This is a genomic window from Cellulomonas soli, assembly GCF_052036975.1.
GTDB classification, from domain to species: domain Bacteria; phylum Actinomycetota; class Actinomycetes; order Actinomycetales; family Cellulomonadaceae; genus Cellulomonas; species Cellulomonas soli_A.
In genome coordinates, this window is record NZ_JBQIAR010000003.1 from 144,549 (window position 1) to 161,829 (window position 17,281).

General features: G+C 71.9%; 16 protein-coding genes. 2 read left to right on the forward strand and 14 right to left on the reverse strand.

The window, feature by feature from the left end:
- Positions 1 to 68 precede the first annotated feature (68 nt).
- Entirely contained in the window at positions 69 to 1,205 is a 1,137-nt protein-coding gene (serC, locus tag ACTHAM_RS04585) for a phosphoserine transaminase (protein ID WP_440684813.1), read from the forward strand.
- 117 nt (positions 1,206 to 1,322) lie between these two features.
- Here the strand turns inward: serC and ACTHAM_RS04590 are convergent, their stop codons facing one another.
- The 6 genes from ACTHAM_RS04590 to ACTHAM_RS04615 form a co-directional block, all read right to left on the reverse strand.
- Positions 1,323 to 2,030 (reverse strand): peptidase, encoded by a 708-nt coding sequence (locus ACTHAM_RS04590; RefSeq protein WP_440684815.1) that lies wholly within the window; start codon positions 2,028 to 2,030, stop codon positions 1,323 to 1,325.
- A 115-nt stretch (positions 2,031 to 2,145) separates the two neighbouring features.
- Positions 2,146 to 3,975 (reverse strand): DUF4012 domain-containing protein, encoded by a 1,830-nt coding sequence (locus ACTHAM_RS04595; protein WP_440684817.1) that lies wholly within the window; start codon positions 3,973 to 3,975, stop codon positions 2,146 to 2,148.
- 98 nt (positions 3,976 to 4,073) lie between these two features.
- Positions 4,074 to 5,501 carry an MFS transporter gene (locus ACTHAM_RS04600; RefSeq protein WP_440684819.1) on the reverse strand — a complete coding sequence of 476 codons (1,428 nt, stop codon included), beginning with the start codon at positions 5,499 to 5,501 and terminating at the stop codon, positions 4,074 to 4,076.
- On the reverse strand, positions 5,498 to 5,923 hold the full coding sequence (locus tag ACTHAM_RS04605; protein ID WP_440684821.1) for a MarR family winged helix-turn-helix transcriptional regulator: 426 nt from the start codon (positions 5,921 to 5,923) through the stop codon (positions 5,498 to 5,500). The genes ACTHAM_RS04600 and ACTHAM_RS04605 overlap by 4 nt, the downstream gene beginning before the upstream one ends.
- 88 nt (positions 5,924 to 6,011) lie before the next feature.
- Positions 6,012 to 7,178 (reverse strand): nucleotide sugar dehydrogenase, encoded by a 1,167-nt coding sequence (locus ACTHAM_RS04610; RefSeq protein ID WP_440684823.1) that lies wholly within the window; start codon positions 7,176 to 7,178, stop codon positions 6,012 to 6,014.
- Positions 7,179 to 7,393: 215 nt separating this feature from the next.
- Positions 7,394 to 8,875 (reverse strand): NCS2 family permease, encoded by a 1,482-nt coding sequence (locus ACTHAM_RS04615; RefSeq protein WP_440684825.1) that lies wholly within the window; start codon positions 8,873 to 8,875, stop codon positions 7,394 to 7,396.
- A 207-nt stretch (positions 8,876 to 9,082) separates the two neighbouring features.
- Between ACTHAM_RS04615 and ACTHAM_RS04620 the strand changes: the two genes are divergently transcribed.
- Positions 9,083 to 9,769: an arsenate reductase/protein-tyrosine-phosphatase family protein gene (locus ACTHAM_RS04620; RefSeq protein ID WP_440684827.1), complete on the forward strand. Its 687-nt coding sequence runs from the start codon at positions 9,083 to 9,085 to the stop codon at positions 9,767 to 9,769.
- Here ACTHAM_RS04620 and ACTHAM_RS04625 read toward each other — a convergent pair.
- The 8 genes from ACTHAM_RS04625 to ACTHAM_RS04660 form a co-directional block, all read right to left on the reverse strand.
- Positions 9,733 to 10,221 carry a hypothetical protein gene (locus tag ACTHAM_RS04625; protein ID WP_440684829.1) on the reverse strand — a complete coding sequence of 163 codons (489 nt, stop codon included), beginning with the start codon at positions 10,219 to 10,221 and terminating at the stop codon, positions 9,733 to 9,735. The two genes, ACTHAM_RS04620 and ACTHAM_RS04625, sit on opposite strands and share 37 nt — an antisense overlap.
- Positions 10,218 to 10,580: a response regulator gene (locus tag ACTHAM_RS04630; RefSeq protein WP_440684831.1), complete on the reverse strand. Its 363-nt coding sequence runs from the start codon at positions 10,578 to 10,580 to the stop codon at positions 10,218 to 10,220. The genes ACTHAM_RS04625 and ACTHAM_RS04630 overlap by 4 nt, the downstream gene beginning before the upstream one ends.
- 43 nt (positions 10,581 to 10,623) lie before the next feature.
- Positions 10,624 to 11,076 carry a chemotaxis protein CheX gene (locus ACTHAM_RS04635; RefSeq protein ID WP_440684833.1) on the reverse strand — a complete coding sequence of 151 codons (453 nt, stop codon included), beginning with the start codon at positions 11,074 to 11,076 and terminating at the stop codon, positions 10,624 to 10,626.
- Positions 11,073 to 11,456 carry a response regulator gene (locus ACTHAM_RS04640; RefSeq protein ID WP_440684835.1) on the reverse strand — a complete coding sequence of 128 codons (384 nt, stop codon included), beginning with the start codon at positions 11,454 to 11,456 and terminating at the stop codon, positions 11,073 to 11,075. The genes ACTHAM_RS04635 and ACTHAM_RS04640 overlap by 4 nt, the downstream gene beginning before the upstream one ends.
- Positions 11,453 to 12,394, reverse strand: coding sequence for a CheR family methyltransferase (locus ACTHAM_RS04645; RefSeq protein ID WP_440684837.1), 942 nt, complete (start codon positions 12,392 to 12,394; stop codon positions 11,453 to 11,455). Before ACTHAM_RS04645 ends, ACTHAM_RS04640 begins: the two co-directional genes overlap by 4 nt.
- Positions 12,391 to 13,548 carry a protein-glutamate methylesterase/protein-glutamine glutaminase gene (locus ACTHAM_RS04650; protein WP_440684839.1) on the reverse strand — a complete coding sequence of 386 codons (1,158 nt, stop codon included), beginning with the start codon at positions 13,546 to 13,548 and terminating at the stop codon, positions 12,391 to 12,393. Before ACTHAM_RS04650 ends, ACTHAM_RS04645 begins: the two co-directional genes overlap by 4 nt.
- A 240-nt stretch (positions 13,549 to 13,788) precedes the next feature.
- Complete coding sequence (locus tag ACTHAM_RS04655; protein ID WP_440684842.1) at positions 13,789 to 15,390, reverse strand: methyl-accepting chemotaxis protein; 1,602 nt, start codon at positions 15,388 to 15,390, stop codon at positions 13,789 to 13,791.
- A gap of 200 nt (positions 15,391 to 15,590) precedes the next feature.
- On the reverse strand, positions 15,591 to 17,246 hold the full coding sequence (locus ACTHAM_RS04660) for a methyl-accepting chemotaxis protein (RefSeq protein WP_440684844.1): 1,656 nt from the start codon (positions 17,244 to 17,246) through the stop codon (positions 15,591 to 15,593).
- Between the last annotated feature and the right edge of the window lie 35 nt (positions 17,247 to 17,281).

The following is a 17,281-nucleotide window of genomic DNA, read 5'->3' on the forward strand; positions in this document are numbered from 1 at the left end:
ACATGCCCGTGCCCAGGGTAGTTGGTCCCGCCCACCGGGCGCGGCGACGGGGGCCTATCCTCGGCCTCGTGCCCGAGACGACGCCAGCACCCGTGACCATCCCCGCCGACCTGCTGCCGCGCGACGGCCGGTTCGGCTCGGGGCCGTCGAAGATCCGCCGTGCCCAGATCGACGCCCTGGCCTCCGTCGGCACCTCCCTGCTGGGGACGTCGCACCGTCAGGCACCCGTCCGCACCCTCGTCGGTCGGGTCCGCACCGGGCTGGCCGAGCTGTTCGGCGCCCCCGAGGGCTACGAGGTCGTGCTGGGCAACGGCGGCTCCACCGCGTTCTGGGACATCGCCACGCTCTGCCTCGTCGAGCAGCGCTCGCAGCACGCCGTGTTCGGGGAGTTCGGCGCCAAGTTCGCCGCCGCCTCCGCACGGGCACCGTTCCTCGGTGCGCCGACCGTGCACGAGGCCCCGGCCGGCAGCGTCGCGCTGCCCACCCACGAGCACGGTGTCGACGTGTACGCCTGGCCGCACAACGAGACGTCGACCGGTGTGGTCGCACCCGTGCGGCGCGTGGCGGGATCCGCCGACCAGGGCGCCCTCATGCTCGTGGACGGCACCTCCGCGGCCGGCGGGCTGAGCGTGGACGTCGCGCAGACCGACGTCTACTACTTCGCACCGCAGAAGTCGTTCGCCTCCGACGGCGGGCTGTGGCTCGCCGTCGCCTCCCCCGCGGCGATCGAGCGTGCCGCGCGCGTCGAGGGCAGCGGGCGGTGGGTGCCGGAGTTCCTGTCGTTCAGCACGGCCGTGGCCAGCTCACGGCTCGACCAGACGCTCAACACGCCGGCGCTCGCCACGCTCGTGCTGCTCGCCGAGCAGCTCGACTGGATGCTCGAGCAGGGGGGCCTGGCCTGGGCCGCAGCACGGACGGCGACCTCGGCGGGCCACCTGTACGGCTGGGCCGAGGCCCGCGACTGGGCCGCACCGTTCGTCGCCGACCCGCAGGCCCGCTCCAGCGTGGTCGGCACGATCGACCTGGCACCCGAGATCGAGGCACCGACCGTGGCGAAGATCCTGCGCGCGCACGGCGTCGTCGACGTGGAGCCCTACCGCAAGCTGGGCCGCAACCAGCTGCGCGTCGCGATGTTCCCGGCGGTGGACCCCGAGGACGTCCTGGCGCTCACCGCGTGCATCGACCACGTGGTCGACCACCTCTGAGCACCGCCGGGCGTACGCCCGGCACCCGCGGAGCGCACGCGTGGCCCACCGCCCGGAGGCACGCGACGGCCCCGGGAACGAGTCCCCGGGGCCGCCTCGTGCGACGCTCGGCGTGCGTCAGCGGTGAGCGTCGCGAGCCCGGCTGCGGGCCACCACGACGACGGCCGTGCCACCGACCACCAGCAGCGCGAGCGCCACGACGACGAACGGCATGACCTCCGAGCCGGTCGCAGCGAGCACCGCGGTGACGATCGCCGGTCGGGACGTCGAGACGGAGCTGTCGGCCAGCACGACCGTGGTCGGCGGGCTCGTCAGGCACTGGGGCGACGACGGCGGGTAGGTCACGGCGACGGTGGCCTCAGGGTTGACCTGGAGCTTGACGCTCACGGTCGGGCGGACCCAGCTGTACCCGTCGTCGGTCTCGATCCAGGTGCCGTCCTCGAGCTGCTTCCAGCCGGGCCAGTCGATGCCCTTGCCGTCGGCACCCACGACCATGCCGGGCCACCGGACCTGACCGCTGAGTGGCAGGTCGCTCATGACGACACTCGCACCGTCAGGGTTGACGAACGTCAGGGTCACCGTGGTGTTCGGCGTCCCGACGGCCTGGACCGCGTAGTTCAGCAGGGCCACGTCGTCCACGCAGGTCGGCGTCAGGTCGGTGACGACCAGCTCGCACGGCAGCGGGGCTCCGTAGCCGTCCTTCTGGTCCAGGCACCCGTACTGGCCCGCCGGGGGCGTGACCTCTGCGGCGGCGGGCGCTGCCGCAGCGGCTGCGGCTCCGACCGCGACGAGCACTGCCAGGCACGCACGCGCGATCGTTCTCATGACACCCTCCCGACTTCACAACTCCGACATATCACCACCATCATGACGCGCGCAGGTCGCTGAGAACCGTCATCTATCGGGTGATTTCGGACAGTGGACACCCGGGGCCCGGCCGTCAGGGGGTGCAGGAGGCCACGACAAGGCCCGGGGTGGTCGTCGTGGGGGTCGTGCGGACGACGACGCGACCGTCGCGCACGGGCACCGTGAACGAGTACGACTCGCTCTGCCCGGGGTCGAGCGACGAGCGCACGACCTGCACGGCACGCCCCTCGATCGTCGCCGTGGTGCCCGACACGTACGCGCTGCCCCAACCCAGCGCCCCGAGGGCAGCACCGACGGGGGCGTACACGGTGACGTTGGTGTCGACCCAGCCGTCGGGCCGGCCGTCCAGGTGGCGGCCGATGACGTAGTCGGGGTAGGTCGCGATGTCGTCCGGCGGGTCGTAGGCGAGCGTGAGGCGCACCCGCGCGGTCGGCTCGGGCCCCTCGCACACGAGGTCCTCGACCGTCACCTGCGCCTGCAGGAAGTAGTCGAGCTTGCCGGGAGTGCCGTCGTTGAGGAACACGCCGACCTCGTCGGCGCTCTGCTCGGCCAGGAACGCCCCGGCGAAGTCCGTCTCCAGGATCTGCGCCTGCTCGTCGGGGTGCGCCGACCACATGCGCAGACGCCCCTCCTCCCCCGACCGCACGAGGGCCTGACCGAGCGCACCGACGTCGCCGCGACCGGCGGCCACCGCACCGAAGATCGCGCTGGCGACACCCGCGTAGTACCGGTCGGCCTCGGCGGCGTCGGCGTGGCGCAGGTAGCTGTCGTGCAGCAGAGCAGCCACCACGGTGGACTGGTCCAGCGTGCTGCCGTCGGGGGTGCCGATCGGTCCGGTCGCACCGAGCAGGTACGAGACGGCCACCGGGTCGGCGGCGATCACACCGTCGGCCGAGCCGCCGGTCTGCTGCTCCCAGCGCGCCGCCACGAGCTGTGCGGTCCGCGGGAAGTCCGGGGTCATGGTGGCGTCCTGCACCCAGCGGCCGAGCCGGTCGGTGTCGATCGCCAGCTCGGCCTCGGACAGCGGCAGCACCGGCGCCTCCAGACCCGGCAGCTCGGCGGTGCTGACCTGGCCGACCAGCTCCATCTGCCCGTCCTGCGCCTCGAGCACGACGACGGCGCCGACGATCCCGCCCCCCGAACGTAGCTCGGCGGAGTTCAACGACAGCAGCAGGTAGGTGCGCGGCTCGTCGGAGCCGAGCATCGCCGGCAGCAGCGACGCGATCCCGGCACCCCCCTCGAGCGCGGTGGCGGCCTCCTCGAGCGCGTCCCGGGCCCTCGTCACCGGATCCACCAGGGGGCCGAGCAGGGCGCCCGTGTCGAGTGCGGCCACGTCGTCCGCCGCGCCACGGGCGGTGGTGGCGGCCTGGACGAGGTCCGGGGCGACCTCGACCAGCTGCGCGAGCACCAGCCGTCCGCGTTCGGCATCCGCCTCGCGCCCGTCCAGGGCGGAACCCAGCGAGGCCACCGCGGGCAGCACGTCGACCGCGACGTCGTCGAGCGAGGCCGACACGACCCGCACGGCGCGCAGCTGGTCGCCGAGGACGGGCAGCACCTCGGCGGCCCGCCACACCGGGTCGCCCGACGAGCCGTGCGCGCTGCGTGTGAGCTCCTGGATCGCGGGGACCGCATCGGCGAGCGACTGCATGTCTCCGGCACGGACGTCGTCCTGCACGGCGCCGACGAGGTCCTGCGCCTCCCGCAGCGCCTGGGCGGTCTGCCACGCGCGGTACCCGACCCAGCCGAGGGCCAGCGCGAGCACGCCGAGGACGACGAGCAGCACCAGCACGACGCGACGGACACGGTGCCGCGCGGGCCGCGCCGGGGTCTCGTGCACGTCGGTCGGCGCCGCGGCGGGGGTGGCCCCTGCGGCGTCGTCGGCGGTCACGAGCGGATCGGCCATGAGCAGATCGTCACATGTCGGACATCTCGCGCGGGCGCCCGGTCAGGACTTCCGCCGGACTTTCACCCGGGTGGCCGGTGCGGCGGGCGGGATGGCGCTCAGGCCGCCGACTGCTGGTCGGCGGCGTCCTGCGCACCCAGCCGCCGTGCCGTGACGAGGCGCTCTGCCGGACCGCCGCTGCGACCACCAGGACCGCCGGGACCGCCCGTGCCGTCGGGGCCGTCCGGGCCGCGCTCCTCGCCGCTGCCGAGGACGTCCGGTGCGGGGCCGTCCAGGTGGACGACCTCGACGTGCGGGCGGGACGTGACGTGGTACCGGACCTGCACGTGCCAGGCGCGGGCGGCCCACACGGCCGCGCCGGTCGAGACGAGCAGCGCGCAGATCGACCCGATGCCCACGGCCCACCGGGGGCCGAACGTCTCGCCGACCCAGCCGATCACCGGGGAACCCACGGGCGTGGCCCCGAGGAACACGATCATGTACAGCGCCATGACACGTCCGCGCATCGCCGGGTCGGTCGACAGCTGGATGGTGGAGTTCGCGGCGGTCATCATCGTCAGCGAGGCCAGCCCCACCGCGATGGACGCGACGGCGTACGACGCGAACGTCGGCATGAGCGCCATCGTGCCGCTGGCGATGCCGAAGGCGAACGCCGAGCCGATGACGAGCCGCACCCGTGGCCGTTCCCTGCGGGCGGCGAGCAGCGCCCCGGTGAGCGACCCGATCGCCAGCACCGAGCCGAGGATGCCGTACTCCCCCGCACCGCGGCCGAACTCGGTGCGGGCCATCATCGCGGAGGTCAGCTGGAAGTTGAGGCCGAACGTGGACACCACGCCGACCACGACCATGATGACGAGGATGTCGGTCCGGTTGCGCACGTAGCGCACGCCCTCGCGGATCTGCCCCTTGGCGCGCGGCGCGGTGGGCATGCGGTGCAGCTCCGAGGTCCGCATGAAGGTCAACGACAGGATCGTGGCCCCGAACGTGACCGCGTTGAGCAGGAACACCCAGCCGGTGCCGACGGCCGCGATGAGCAGCCCGGCCAGGCCGGGGCCGATGAGTCGTGCGGCGTTGAACGAGGCGCTGTTCAGGCCGACCGCGTTGGACAGCCGGTGCGCGGGCACGAGCTCGGCCACGAAGGTCTGCCGCACGGGTGCGTCGATCGCGGAGACGCAGCCCAGTGCCGCGGCGAACGCGTACACGTGCCACAGCTGCGCGTGACCGCCGAGCACCAGCACACCCAGCCCGAGGGCCAGCACGCTCTGCCCGACCTGGGTGGCCACGAGCAGCTTGCGGCGGTCGACCCGGTCGGCCAGCAGACCGGCCCAGGCCGACAGGAAGAGCACCGGGGCGAACTGGAGGGCGGTCGTGATGCCCACGGCGACACCGGACTCGTCGGACAGCTCGGTGAGCACCAGCCAGTCCTGCGCGACGCGCTGCATCCAGGTGCCGATGTTCGCGACGAGGGCACCGGCGAACCACAGGCGGTAGTTCCGGTACTGCAGCGACGTGAACGTCGGACTCATGAGGTGGCGATCCTCCGCAGGAGCTCGATGGCGTCGGCGAGGCGGTCGCGCTCGTCGGGGGTCATGGCGGTCAGCCGGGCGGTGAGCCACGCGTCGCGGCGACGGCGGGTCTCGACGACCTCGGCCTGCCCCTCCTCGGTGAGGCTCACCACGACCTGGCGGCCGTCGGTGGGGTGCTCGTCCTTGCGGACGAACCCGAGCTCGACCAGGCAGTTGACGGTGCGGGTCATCGACGGGGGCTGCACGTGCTCCGCCTCGGCCAGCTGCCCGGGGGTCATGGGGCCGTCGCGGTGCAGGAACGCGAGCACGTTGAACTGGGGGTCGGGCAGTGCGGCGTCGCCCCGTTCGGCCTTGAGCCGGCGGCTGGCCCGGCTGAGCGAGACGCGCAGCTCGGCGGCCAGGGCGGGGACGGGTGTGCTCACAGGTCCTTACCTTAACTCATTACCTCAGGTAATGAAATCGGCAGGAACCGGACCCCGCTCTCCCCCGGGGCAGCGCCGACGCCGGCGCTCAGTCGCGCCCGTAGATGTCGCGCGTGTAGACCTTCTCGGCGACGTCGTCGAGCACGGCCGTGCGACGGTTGGCCACGATCACGTCCGCACGCCGCTTGAACTCCTCCAGGTCACGCACGATCTCGGACCGGAAGAACTCGTCCTCGGGGAACGTCGGCTCGTAGACGATCACCTCGACACCCTTGGCCTTGAGCCGCTTCATGATCCCCTGGATGGAGGACGACCTGAAGTTGTCCGACCCCGCCTTCATGATCAGCCGGTAGATCCCCACCACCTCGGGCTCACGGCGCAGGATGTCGGTCGCGATGAAGTCCTTGCGCGTCGTGTTGGCGTCCACCACGGCCGCGATGAGGTTCTGCGGCACCTCCTGGTAGTTGGCCAGCAGCTGCTTGGTGTCCTTGGGCAGGCAGTAGCCGCCGTAGCCGAACGAGGGGTTGTTGTAGTGCGACCCGATCCGCGGGTCGAGACCGACACCCTCGATGATCTGCGCCGAGTCGAGCCCGCGGGTGACCGCGTAGGTGTCCAGCTCGTTGAAGTAGGCCACCCGCAGCGCCAGGTAGGTGTTCGCGAACAGCTTGATGGCCTCGGCCTCGGTCGGCTCCGTGAGCAGCACCGGGACGTCGGTGGCGATCGCCCCCTCGAGGAGCAGGTCCGCGAACTGCTTGCCCACCGCCGACCGGTCCCCCACGACGATCCGCGAGGGGTAGAGGTTGTCGTGCAACGCCCGGCCCTCCCGGAGGAACTCCGGTGAGAAGAGGATGCGGGCGCCGGGGTGCGCCTCCTGCATCCGCTGCGTGAAGCCCACGGGGACCGTCGACTTCACCACGATCGCCGCACCCGGCTCGGCTACCAGCACCTCGGCGATCACCGACTCCACGGACGAGGTGTCGAAGTAGTTGGAGACCGGGTCGTAGTCCGTCGGCGTGGCCACCACGACGAACTCGGCGCCACGGTAGGCCGACGCCGCGTCGGTCGTCGCGGTCAGCGACAGGGGAACCCGCTGCAGGTAGTCCTCGAGCTCGGGGTCGATGATCGGGGAGACCCGACGGTTGATCAGGTCGACCTTCGCGGCGTCGATGTCGAGGGCCACGACCTCGTGGTGCTGGGCCAGGATCACCGCGTTCGACATGCCGACGTACCCCGTGCCCGCGACCGCGATCTTCATGGTGCACCCCTCGTCGACGCAGACCGGCACCCCCCGGTGCACGCACACGCACGACGGCGGTGCCGTTCGCCATGGTAGCCAGCCACCGCCGGACGACCCGGGTGAGGTCGGGTGATGTCCGGGTCGCACCCGCACGCACGACGGGCCGGGTCCGCACGTGGCAGACCCGGCCCGTCAGGCATCAGCACTGCGCCGTGGCGCAGCGTGGTGCCACGTCAGATACCGATGGCGTCCTTGATCGGACCGAGGGCGAAGTAGGCGACGAACAGCGCCGCAGCCACCCACATGAGCGGGTGGACGGCCTTCGCCTTGCCCACGGCGACCTTGATCACGACGAACACGATGAAGCCCGCACCGATGCCCGCGGTGATGGAGTACGTGAACGGCATGAGGATCATCGTGAGGAACGCCGGGATCGCGATCTCGTAGTTCTTCCAGTCGATGCCCGAGACCTGCATGACCATGAGGAACCCGACCACGACCAGCGCCGGGGCGGCCGCCTCGGACGGAACCATGTCGACCAGCGGCGACAGGAACGTGGCCACCAGGAACGCCAGACCGGTGACCACGGAGGCCAGGCCCGTGCGCGCACCGTCACCCACACCGGACGCCGACTCGATGTAGGCGGTGTTGGAGGACACCGACCCGGCACCACCGGCGACGGCCGCCAGGGAGTCGACCACCAGGATGCGCTCCATGTTCGGCGGGTTGCCCTCGTCGTCGAGCAGCTCGGCCTCGGCGCCGACGGCCACCATGGTGCCCATCGTGTCGAAGAAGTCGGCCAGCAGCAGCGAGAAGACCAGCAGCGCCACGGCGACGACACCGATCTTGCCGAACGCCCCGAAGAGCGAGAACTGGCCCAGGAGCGAGAAGTCGGGCACCTCGACGAGCGAGTCGGGCAGCGCCGGCGTGTTCAGCTTCCAGCCGGTGGGGTTCTCGGCGTCGAGCAGACCGACGTTGGCGACGAGCTCGACGACGATCGCGAGGACCGTCGTGCCGATGATCGCGATGAGCAGCCCGCCGCGGACCTTCTTGACCATGAGGACGATGGCCGTGAGCAGGCCCAGCGAGAAGACGAGCAGCGGCCAGCCTGCCAGCGAGCCGTCGATGCCGAGCTGCAGGACCGGGTTGCCCGGGCGGACGAAGCCCGCGTCGACGAACCCGATGAGCGAGATGAACAGGCCGATGCCGACGGAGATCGCGACCTTGATCTCGCGCGGGACGGCCTTGAAGACCGCGGTCCGGAAGCCCGTGAGCACCAGGACGAGGATGACGAGACCCTCGAGGACGACGATGCCCATCGCGTCGGCCCAGGTCATGCCCGGAAGCGTCGCGATCGAGTAGGCGACCACGGCGTTGAGCCCCAGGCCCGCGGCCAGCGCGATCGGGAAGTTCGCGACCGCACCCATGAGGATCGACAGCACACCGGCGACGAGCGCGGTGGCCGCCGCCACGAGGGCGAGGTTCGGCTCCGTGCCGCCCCCGAGGTAGTGACCCGTGCTGTCGGGCACGGTGCCGATGATCAGCGGGTTGAGCACGATGATGTAGCTCATCGTGAAGAACGTGGTCAGGCCGCCGCGGATCTCCGTGCCGATCGTCGAGCGACGCTCGGTGATCTTGAAGTAGCGGTCGAGGGGCGAGCGAGGAGGTGCGGGGGGAGCCTCGGAGGGCGCGGCTCCGGAGGGGGAGGATGCCATGCGCGAAGTGTGGCAGAGCCCGTGCAGGACCTGTGGACGGTTCCGCGGAGTTCACACGCCTGTAACACGGGAGGGGGCGCCGGACCGGTCCGGACCGAGGCGGGCCGCCCCGGACACCACCGGTCGGGTGGAACTGCTAGGCCGATCGGGTCACCGCAGGCCCGCGCAGGCCTTGCCTGACCGGTCGCGCCGGGCAGGATAGGACGAGTGACCCCCGCCGACGTGCCCACGCCGTTCCGCGTGCTCGCCGTCTGCTCCGGGAACGTCTGCCGATCCCCCGCCGTCGAGCGCCTGCTCGCCACCCGGCTGGGGGCCGCCTACCGGCGGCCTGCCGTCCCCGCGGCCCGTCGTCGGCTCGTGCCCGCCGTCGAGGTGGCCTCGGCCGGCACCGGGGCCGTGGCCGGGATGCCGATGACCGACCTCACGGCCCGGCTGCTCGTGGAGCACGGGTGCGACCCCACCGGGTTCGTGGCACGCCAGGTGACCCCGGGCATGCTGCGTCAGGCCGACCTGGTGCTCGCACTGACCGCGCAGCACCGCTCGCAGGTGGTCCGGCTCGAGCCGCACGCCGCCGTGCGCACCTTCACCGTGCGTGAGCTGGCCCGCCTGCTGCTCGGCATGGAACCCGCGGACCTGCCCGGCACGGGTGCCACGACCGCCGACCGGCTGCGGGCGATCGTGCCGTTGGCGGCCGCACGACGCCGGACCGTGCGCCCGGAACCCGAGAACGACGACGTCATCGACCCGTACCTGGGCACGGAGAAGACCTACCGCGCGGCGTTCGCCCTGCTGGCGCCCGCGGTGCTGGAGATCGCCGCCGCCGCACGGGCGGACGTCGGCGAACGCCGGCCCGGACCTCAGATCACCAGGAGCGAGAACTTCCCGCGACCGTAGCCCTCGATCGTCATGTCCAGGTCCGTGCGACGCACGTAGGCCAGCACCCACTGGGCGATGTCCGCCGGCAGCGGATCGCGCGGCTGGTACACGCAGTCCAGCCGCACGTGCGGGGCACCCTCCGCGTTGAACAACGACGCCATGACGTTGAGCACCTCGCCGGCGTTCTCGGACAGGTTGTCCGTGAGCGTCTCCTCGTACGCCGCGTCCTTCGCGGCGGCCGCCGGCACCAGACCCAGCGCAGCACCGATGTACGCCGCGAGCGGCACGTCGAGGATCACCAGGGCCGTCAGCTGCAGCCGGTTGTCGACGTACACGCCGACGAGCGCACCGGACGGGCTGGTCGGGTCGACCATGCCACCACCGGTGAGCACCTCGACGTCACGACCGACCAGGCCCATGACGATCTCGCGGACGTCCTTGGCGTTGGGGAGCGGGGTGTCCTGGCTCATGCGAGTGCCGGCTCGATGACCTCGCGGAACGCCTCCGGGGTGAAGGGCTTCGCGATGAGGAACAGGGCACCGGCCGCCTCGGCCGTCGCCCGCATCTCGGGCGACCCCTCGGAGGTGACGAAGCCGAACGGCGTGGCGAACCCCTCGCGACGCAGCGCCCGCAGGAACTCGATACCGGTCATCTCCGGCATGTTCCAGTCCGAGAGCACCACGTCGGGCTCGTCCGCCCGCACGGCTGCCAGACCCGCGGCGCCGTTCTCGGCCTCCCGCACGTCCCAGTCGTACCCGGCCTGCCGCAGGGTACGGATCACGATCTGCCGCATGACGCGGCTGTCGTCCGCGACGAGGACACGGATCATGAGTCTTCCTTTCCGATCAACTGCTGGTCACTGGAGGAACTGCTCAGAGGAACACCCACGTGGTCACCACGATCGGGCGACCACGCCAGGCCAGCCGCAGCTCGTGCACCGGGCTCGCCCCCGAGACGTCGGGCAACGCGTCCGAGACCTGCGGCAGCCCGAGGGTGCCCTGGGTCGGGAGCAACGACTTGATGTTGCCACCCACGACGTTGGCCACCTCCCCGAACGCGTCCTCGAGGTCCGCGCGCGAGACCTCCTCATCCTCGCCCATGCCGAGCAGCGCACGGGCCAGGTCGTGCGCGACGGCCATCTCGGTGGTCAGCGCCGACCGGGCGGCCAGGTCACCGTGCAGGTCGACCCAGGCGACCACCGGGTCGTGGAACGTGGGCAGGTCACCCTCGAGCGGGACGAGGAGACCCTCGTCGCCGTCGATCATCGCCGCGAACACCTCTTGGGCGATCGCGAAGACCTGGTCCTGCTCGACGATGGTGCTCATACTGTCTCCTCCACGGGGACGAGCCCGAGCAGGTCGAGCTTGTCGCGAATGGCGTCCGGGGTGAACGGCTTGATCAGGTACTCGTGCGCTCCGGCGGCCAGCGCCTTGACGATCTGGGCGGTCTCCGCCTCCGTCGTGACCATCATGAGCGTGATGCCCCGACGGCTCGGGTCGTTGCGGACCTCGGTGACGAACTGCAGCCCGTCCATGACCGGCATGTTCCAGTCGACGCACGCGAGGTCGACCTCGAGGCCTGCGTCGAGCAGGTCGAGGGCCTCCCTGCCGTGCTCGGCCTGGGCGGTCTCGAAACCGAGCCGCTCCAGGGTTCCTGCGACGATGCGCCGCATGGTGCGCGAGTCGTCGATCACGAGGGCTCTCATCGGCGTGCTCCTACGGACGTGACGGGCGTGGACGGGGTGGTGCGGGACAGATACGAGGCCGGGGCCGTGGTGGCCGCGGGGACGGCGTTGACCGGGGTGCGTGGCTGCGGGACCGGTGCGGTCGAGTCCCCCGGTCGGTAGACCGAGCCGGTACCCACGGGGATGCGGGCCCAGTCGTCGTCGACACCGATCGTGGTCTCGGCCGCGCCGAGCACGAGGATGCCGTCGGGCTTGAGCACCTGCCGGAGCCGACCGAGGATCGCCCGCTTGGTCGGCAGGTCGAAGTAGATGAGCACGTTGCGCAGGAAGATCACGTCGAACGGCCCACCCAGCGGTGCGGGGTCCAGCAGGTTGTGCTGCTTGAACGTGATCGCCCGGCGCAGCTCGTCGCTGATCTGCCAGTCGGTCCCGGCGCGCACCATGTGACGCACGAGCATCGGCGCAGGCAGACCTCGGTTGACCTCGAGCTGGGAGTACGTGCCGCTGCGGGCCCGTTCCAGCACCTCGGTCGACAGGTCCGTGGCGAGGATCTCGAACGACATGGACGCCGGGAGCGCATCGGTCAGGGTCATCGCGATCGAGTACGGCTCCTGGCCGGTCGAGCACGCCCCGGACCAGATGCGCAGCCGCGCGGACTGCCCGCGTGCCGCGATGAGCGGCGGCAGGATGTGCTGGCGCAGGGCCACGAACGGCGCCGAGTCGCGGAACCACGAGGTCTCGTTGGTGGTCAGGGCCTCGACGATCCGCACCAGGTCGACCTCGGTCGGCCGGCTGCGGACGCCACTGACGTAGGCGTCGACGTCGGCAGCGCCGCACTCGCGCGCGAGCGGCATCAGCCGGCTCTCGACGAGGTACTCCTTGCCGGGCGTCAGCTGGATCGCGCTGCGGCGACGGACCAGGTCCGCCACGTAGGTGAACGTGTCACGGTTCAGGGTCATGCGGTTCCCCCTCCGGCACCGACGGCAGCGCCGTGGAGCACGCGTTCGACGGTGGGTGCGATGTCGCCGAGCGGCAGGACACGGTGGGCCAGTCCGGCGGTGGCGACCGCGCCGGGCATCCCCCACACGACGCTGGTCGGTTCGTCCTGGACGATCACGAGGCCACCGGCGCTGACCACGTCCTCGCAGCCGGTCCGACCGTCGGCCCCCATGCCGGTGAGCACGACGGCCAGCAGGTCTCCACCGCACGCCCGCACCGCGGAGCGGAACAGCACGTCGACGGAGGGACGGCAGTAGTTGACGGGCGGACCGTCGGTCAGCTGGGTCTGCAGGGCCGCGCCGACCCGGCGCACCTCGAGGTGCCGGTCGCCGGGCGCGATGTACACGTGGCCGTTCTGCAGCGGCACGCCGTCACCGGCCTCGTGCACCTGCGCCGGACCGAGGCGGTCGAGCCGCGCCGCCAGCTGCCGGGTGAACACCGGCGGCATGTGCTGGGTGATGAGCAGCGGGACCGGCAGCGGGTTGTTGAGCGCCGTGAAGAGCTTGGACAGCGCCTCGGGCCCACCGGTCGACGACCCGAGGATCGCCAGCCTCAGCGGGTGCACCGGCGGCTCGGGGCGGGTCGTGACGGCACGGGGCACGCGCGCGGGCGGCGGGGCCAGGGCACCGACGCTGCGGGCGCCCGGCAGGCCGCCGGCGGCGGGGCCGGCACCGAGCGAGCCGCGCGTACGCCCGCCGAGGGCCGGGCTGGCCACGAGGGCCTTGATCTTGGGCAGCAGGTTGTCGGCGACCTGGGCCATCGACTCCTGCACGCTGCCCACGTTGGCGGGCTTCGTCACATAGTCGCTGGCTCCGGCGACCAGGGCGTCCAGGGTCGCCTCGGCCCCGCGCTCGGTGAGCGTGGAGAACATGATGATCGGCATGGTGTGGCCGGCGCGGCGCAGGGCCCGCACGGCCTCGATGCCGTTCATCTCCGGCATCTCGACGTCCATCGTCACCAGGTCCGGCGCGAGCTGCTCGACCTTGGACTGCGCGAGCCTGCCGTTGGCTGCGACTCCGACGACCTCGATCTGGGGGTCGCGCGAGAGGGAGTCGGTCACGAGCCGCCGCACGACGACAGAGTCGTCCACGACGAGAACGCGGATGCGTGTCACGTGCTCCTCCTCGGGTGCCTGCGCGGTGCGCGGCGTCTAGGTCCTCATCGGCGCGTGCGGGGGCTCGTTGAGCGGTCTGCCGCGCCGCGGCGGGGTGATGTCGGGCGCCTCTAGGACCTTCGGCACGGGTGCGCAGGTCACGGCGGGTTCTCGGGCGCGCCACCGCCCGGACGCACGCAGGCCGCCCTGGGAGGGCCCCAGGGCGGCCTGCGTGGTCTGACGTCCGGCAGGGGACGCGCGTCAGAAGGTGAAGGCGGACACCTGCTCGCGCAGCGTGCGCGACAGCCCGGCCAGCTCGGCGACCTGCTCCGTAACGGACCCGACGGCCGTGGTCGACGACTGCGCGGCAGTGGCGACGCCGGTGATGTTCACGGCGATCTCGCCGGACCCGGTGGCGGCCTCGGCCACCCCGCGGGACATCTCGTTGGTGGTGGCGGTCTGCTCCTCGACCGCGGAGGCGATGGTGAGCTGGTAGTCGTTGATGCTGGCGATGATGGCGCCGATCTCCCCGATGGCCTCCACGGCGCCGGTGGTGTCGGCCTGGATGGCCTCGACCCGGCGGGCGATGTCCTCGGTGGCCTTGGCCGTCTCCTGGGCCAGTTCCTTGACCTCCCCGGCCACGACCGCGAAGCCCTTGCCGGCCTCCCCGGCCCGGGCCGCCTCGATCGTGGCGTTCAGTGCCAGCAGGTTCGTCTGCTCCGCGATGGACGTGATCACCTTGACCACGTTGCCGATCTCCTGCGACGAGGCACCCAGGCGGGCGACCTGCTCGTTGGTGGCCTGCGCCACCCCGGTCGCGGCACCGGCGACCTTCGCCGCCTCCGTCGCGTTCTGCGCGATCTCCCGGATGCTGGCACCCATCTCCTCCGCACCAGCCGCCACCGCCTGCACGTTGCGGGAGACCTGTTCCGCGGCCGCCGCGACCACACCCGCCTGCGCCGAGGTCTCCTCCGAGCTGGCCGACACCTGCGAGGACGCCGAGGACAGCTCGTCGGCGGCCGCGGCCACCGACCCCGCGGTGGCCACCACACCGGCCATCAGGTCACGCAGGTGCTGCTGGGCGGTGTTGAGCGAACCCGCCATCCGTCCGAGCTCGTCGTGCGAGTCCAGGTCGACCGACACGGTGAGGTCACCACGGCCCATGCTCTCCACCGTCTGCTGCACCCGACCCAGGTCGCGCACGTGGCGCCGGACCACCACGACGACCAGCCCGATGGCGAGCAGGGCACCGAGGGAGCCGACGACGATCACCGTGGTGATGGCCGAGCGGGCGTTCGCGTCGCTCGCCTCGACGTCCGCGGCGGCCTGGGCGGCCACGGAGTCGGTCAGTGCCTGCAGCGCGTCCCCGATCTCGCTGGTGAGCGGGCGGACCTGCTCCACGTAGGCGTCGTGGTACGCGACGGGGTCCTCGGCAGCCAACGGCATGATCGCGTCGGCCGCCTGCTGGTAGCGCCCGTAGGCGTCCTGCAGGGCCGCGTACGCGGCGTCGTCGAGGACGAACGGGCCGTACCCCTCGATGTTGTCGAGCGCGTCGGCGTCGTAGCCCGCGCGCTCCTCGACGATCGTGGCCCGGTCGGCCTCGAGCACCATGCCGTACTCCAGCACCCGGGCGCGGCTGGCCTGGAACCAGCGCTGCGTGCCGACCAGGTAGCTCTGCGGCTCGATCGCGGTGGTGTGCAGCCGGCCGATCGAGTCGTCGAGCGACACGATCCGCGTCAGCCCGATCACGGTCACCGACAGCAGCACGAGCACGGCGATCGCCAGGGCGGCCCCGATGCGGGCACCGACCGGCAGGTCGGCCAGCCGACGGGAGCGGCGGGCGGCAGGGAGGGGATGCGACATCGCGGGGTTCCGTTCTCGGGGTTCTGCGAGCAGCGGCGCCACACGAGCGCCTACCGGCCTGATCGGACGTCAGCGAGGCCCGGTGAGCCCGGCTCGGGGTGAAGACCGCGTGATTCCGCGGTTGTCAGCGGTCGCCCGTGCACGGCACGAGACCGCCTCCCCGGTGCCGGGAGGCGGTCTCGTGGTCGGTGTCGAGAACCTCAGAAGCGGAAGGCCGCCACCTGCTGACGCAGGTCACCGGAGAGCTGGGCCAGCTCGGCGACCTGGTCGGAGACCGCACCGATGGCCTGCGTGCTCGACTGGGCAGCGGTGGCGACGCCGGTGATGTTCACGGCGATCTCGCCGGACCCGGTGGCGGCCTCGGCCACCCCGCGGGACATCTCGTTGGTGGTGGCGGTCTGCTCCTCGACCGCGGAGGCGATGGTGAGCTGGTAGTCGTTGATGCTGGCGATGATGGCGCCGATCTCCCCGATGGCCTCCACGGCGCCGGTGGTGTCGGCCTGGATGGCCTCGACCCGGCGGGCGATGTCCTCGGTGGCCTTGGCCGTCTCCTGGGCCAGTTCCTTGACCTCCCCGGCCACGACCGCGAAGCCCTTGCCGGCCTCCCCGGCCCGGGCCGCCTCGATCGTGGCGTTCAGTGCCAGCAGGTTCGTCTGCTCCGCGATGGACGTGATCACCTTGACCACGTTGCCGATCTCCTGCGACGAGGCACCCAGACGGGCCACCTGCTCGTTGGTGGCCTGCGCCACCCCCGTGGCCGCCCCGGCGACCTTCGCCGCCTCGGTCGCGTTCTGCGCGATCTCCCGGATGCTGGCACCCATCTCCTCGGCACCAGCCGCCACCGCCTGCACGTTGCGGGACACCTGCTCCGCGGCCGCGGCCACGACACCGGCCTGCGCCGAGGTCTCCTCCGAGCCCGCCGACACCTGCGAGGACGCCATCGACAGCTCCTCCGAGGCCGCCGCCACCGCCCCGGCCGTCTCGACGACCCCCGACAGCAGCGCCCGCAGCTGCGCCTGGGCGCGCGCCAGGGCAGCCGTCATCGCTCCGAGCTCGTCGCGCGAACGCACGTGCAGCGGCACCGTCAGGTCGCCGTCGGCCAGGGCCTCGACAGCACCCTGCACCTCGCCGACATCACGGCGGATCCGCCCGGCCACGACCGAGCCGACCAGCATCGCCAGGGCCGCACCGGCCACGACCACGCTGATCACGACGATCCGCAGCAGCGAGGCCTGGTGCTCGGCATCAGCCACCACCGCCGAGGTCCGCTCCCCCAGCGAGTCGACGAGCGCCTTGGTGGCGTCGCTGATGGCGAAGTAGACCGTGTACCCGTCGCCGAGCAGCAACGCGTCGGCCTCGGCCAGGGCCTCCGGCGTGCCCGCGGCGTACGTCTGCTGCATCTGGGTGTCGATCGCGTCGAACTGCGACCACAGGTCCTGCACCTGCGCGAACGTCTCCTGCTCGGAGGACGTCAGCAGGCTGGTGTCCACGGCAGCCAGCGCGTCCTCGAGCGTGGCGCGCGAGTCGCGCATGCCCTGCAGGTTCGCCGAGCCGTCGGCCAGGCCCTCGGCGGCACCCAGCCGGTAGACGTCCCAGATGTACGACAGCTGCCAGCTGGCGATGTCGCCGTTGAGGAACCTGACCTCACCGACCTGCGTCGAGAGCTCCTGCAGGTCGGCCAGGTCATGGGTACGCGAGGAGAGCGCCCCGTAGCCGGCCAGCGCGACGCCGCCGACCACGGTGGCGACGACTGCGCCCAGCGCGGCCACGGCCCGGATCTTGGTCCGCACCGAGCGATCCGCCCAGGGGCGGCGTGCAACGGCAAGGGCCTCGGTGCTCGGGAGTGCGATGGACACGGGTGGCTCCTCTCGTGGGTACTGCGTGCTGCCTC

Coding starts and splice junctions, on each gene's coding strand:
- ACTHAM_RS04590 (WP_440684815.1), bottom strand. CDS start 2,030: ATGAGAACGATCGCGCGTGCGTGCCTGGCAGTGCTCGTCGCGGTCGGA.
- ACTHAM_RS04595 (WP_440684817.1), bottom strand. CDS start 3,975: ATGGCCGATCCGCTCGTGACCGCCGACGACGCCGCAGGGGCCACCCCC.
- ACTHAM_RS04600 (WP_440684819.1), bottom strand. CDS start 5,501: ATGAGTCCGACGTTCACGTCGCTGCAGTACCGGAACTACCGCCTGTGG.
- ACTHAM_RS04610 (WP_440684823.1), bottom strand. CDS start 7,178: ATGAAGATCGCGGTCGCGGGCACGGGGTACGTCGGCATGTCGAACGCG.
- ACTHAM_RS04615 (WP_440684825.1), bottom strand. CDS start 8,875: ATGGCATCCTCCCCCTCCGGAGCCGCGCCCTCCGAGGCTCCCCCCGCA.
- ACTHAM_RS04625 (WP_440684829.1), bottom strand. CDS start 10,221: ATGAGCCAGGACACCCCGCTCCCCAACGCCAAGGACGTCCGCGAGATC.
- ACTHAM_RS04630 (WP_440684831.1), bottom strand. CDS start 10,580: ATGATCCGTGTCCTCGTCGCGGACGACAGCCGCGTCATGCGGCAGATC.
- ACTHAM_RS04635 (WP_440684833.1), bottom strand. CDS start 11,076: ATGAGCACCATCGTCGAGCAGGACCAGGTCTTCGCGATCGCCCAAGAG.
- ACTHAM_RS04640 (WP_440684835.1), bottom strand. CDS start 11,456: ATGAGAGCCCTCGTGATCGACGACTCGCGCACCATGCGGCGCATCGTC.
- ACTHAM_RS04645 (WP_440684837.1), bottom strand. CDS start 12,394: ATGACCCTGAACCGTGACACGTTCACCTACGTGGCGGACCTGGTCCGT.
- ACTHAM_RS04655 (WP_440684842.1), bottom strand. CDS start 15,390: ATGTCGCATCCCCTCCCTGCCGCCCGCCGCTCCCGTCGGCTGGCCGAC.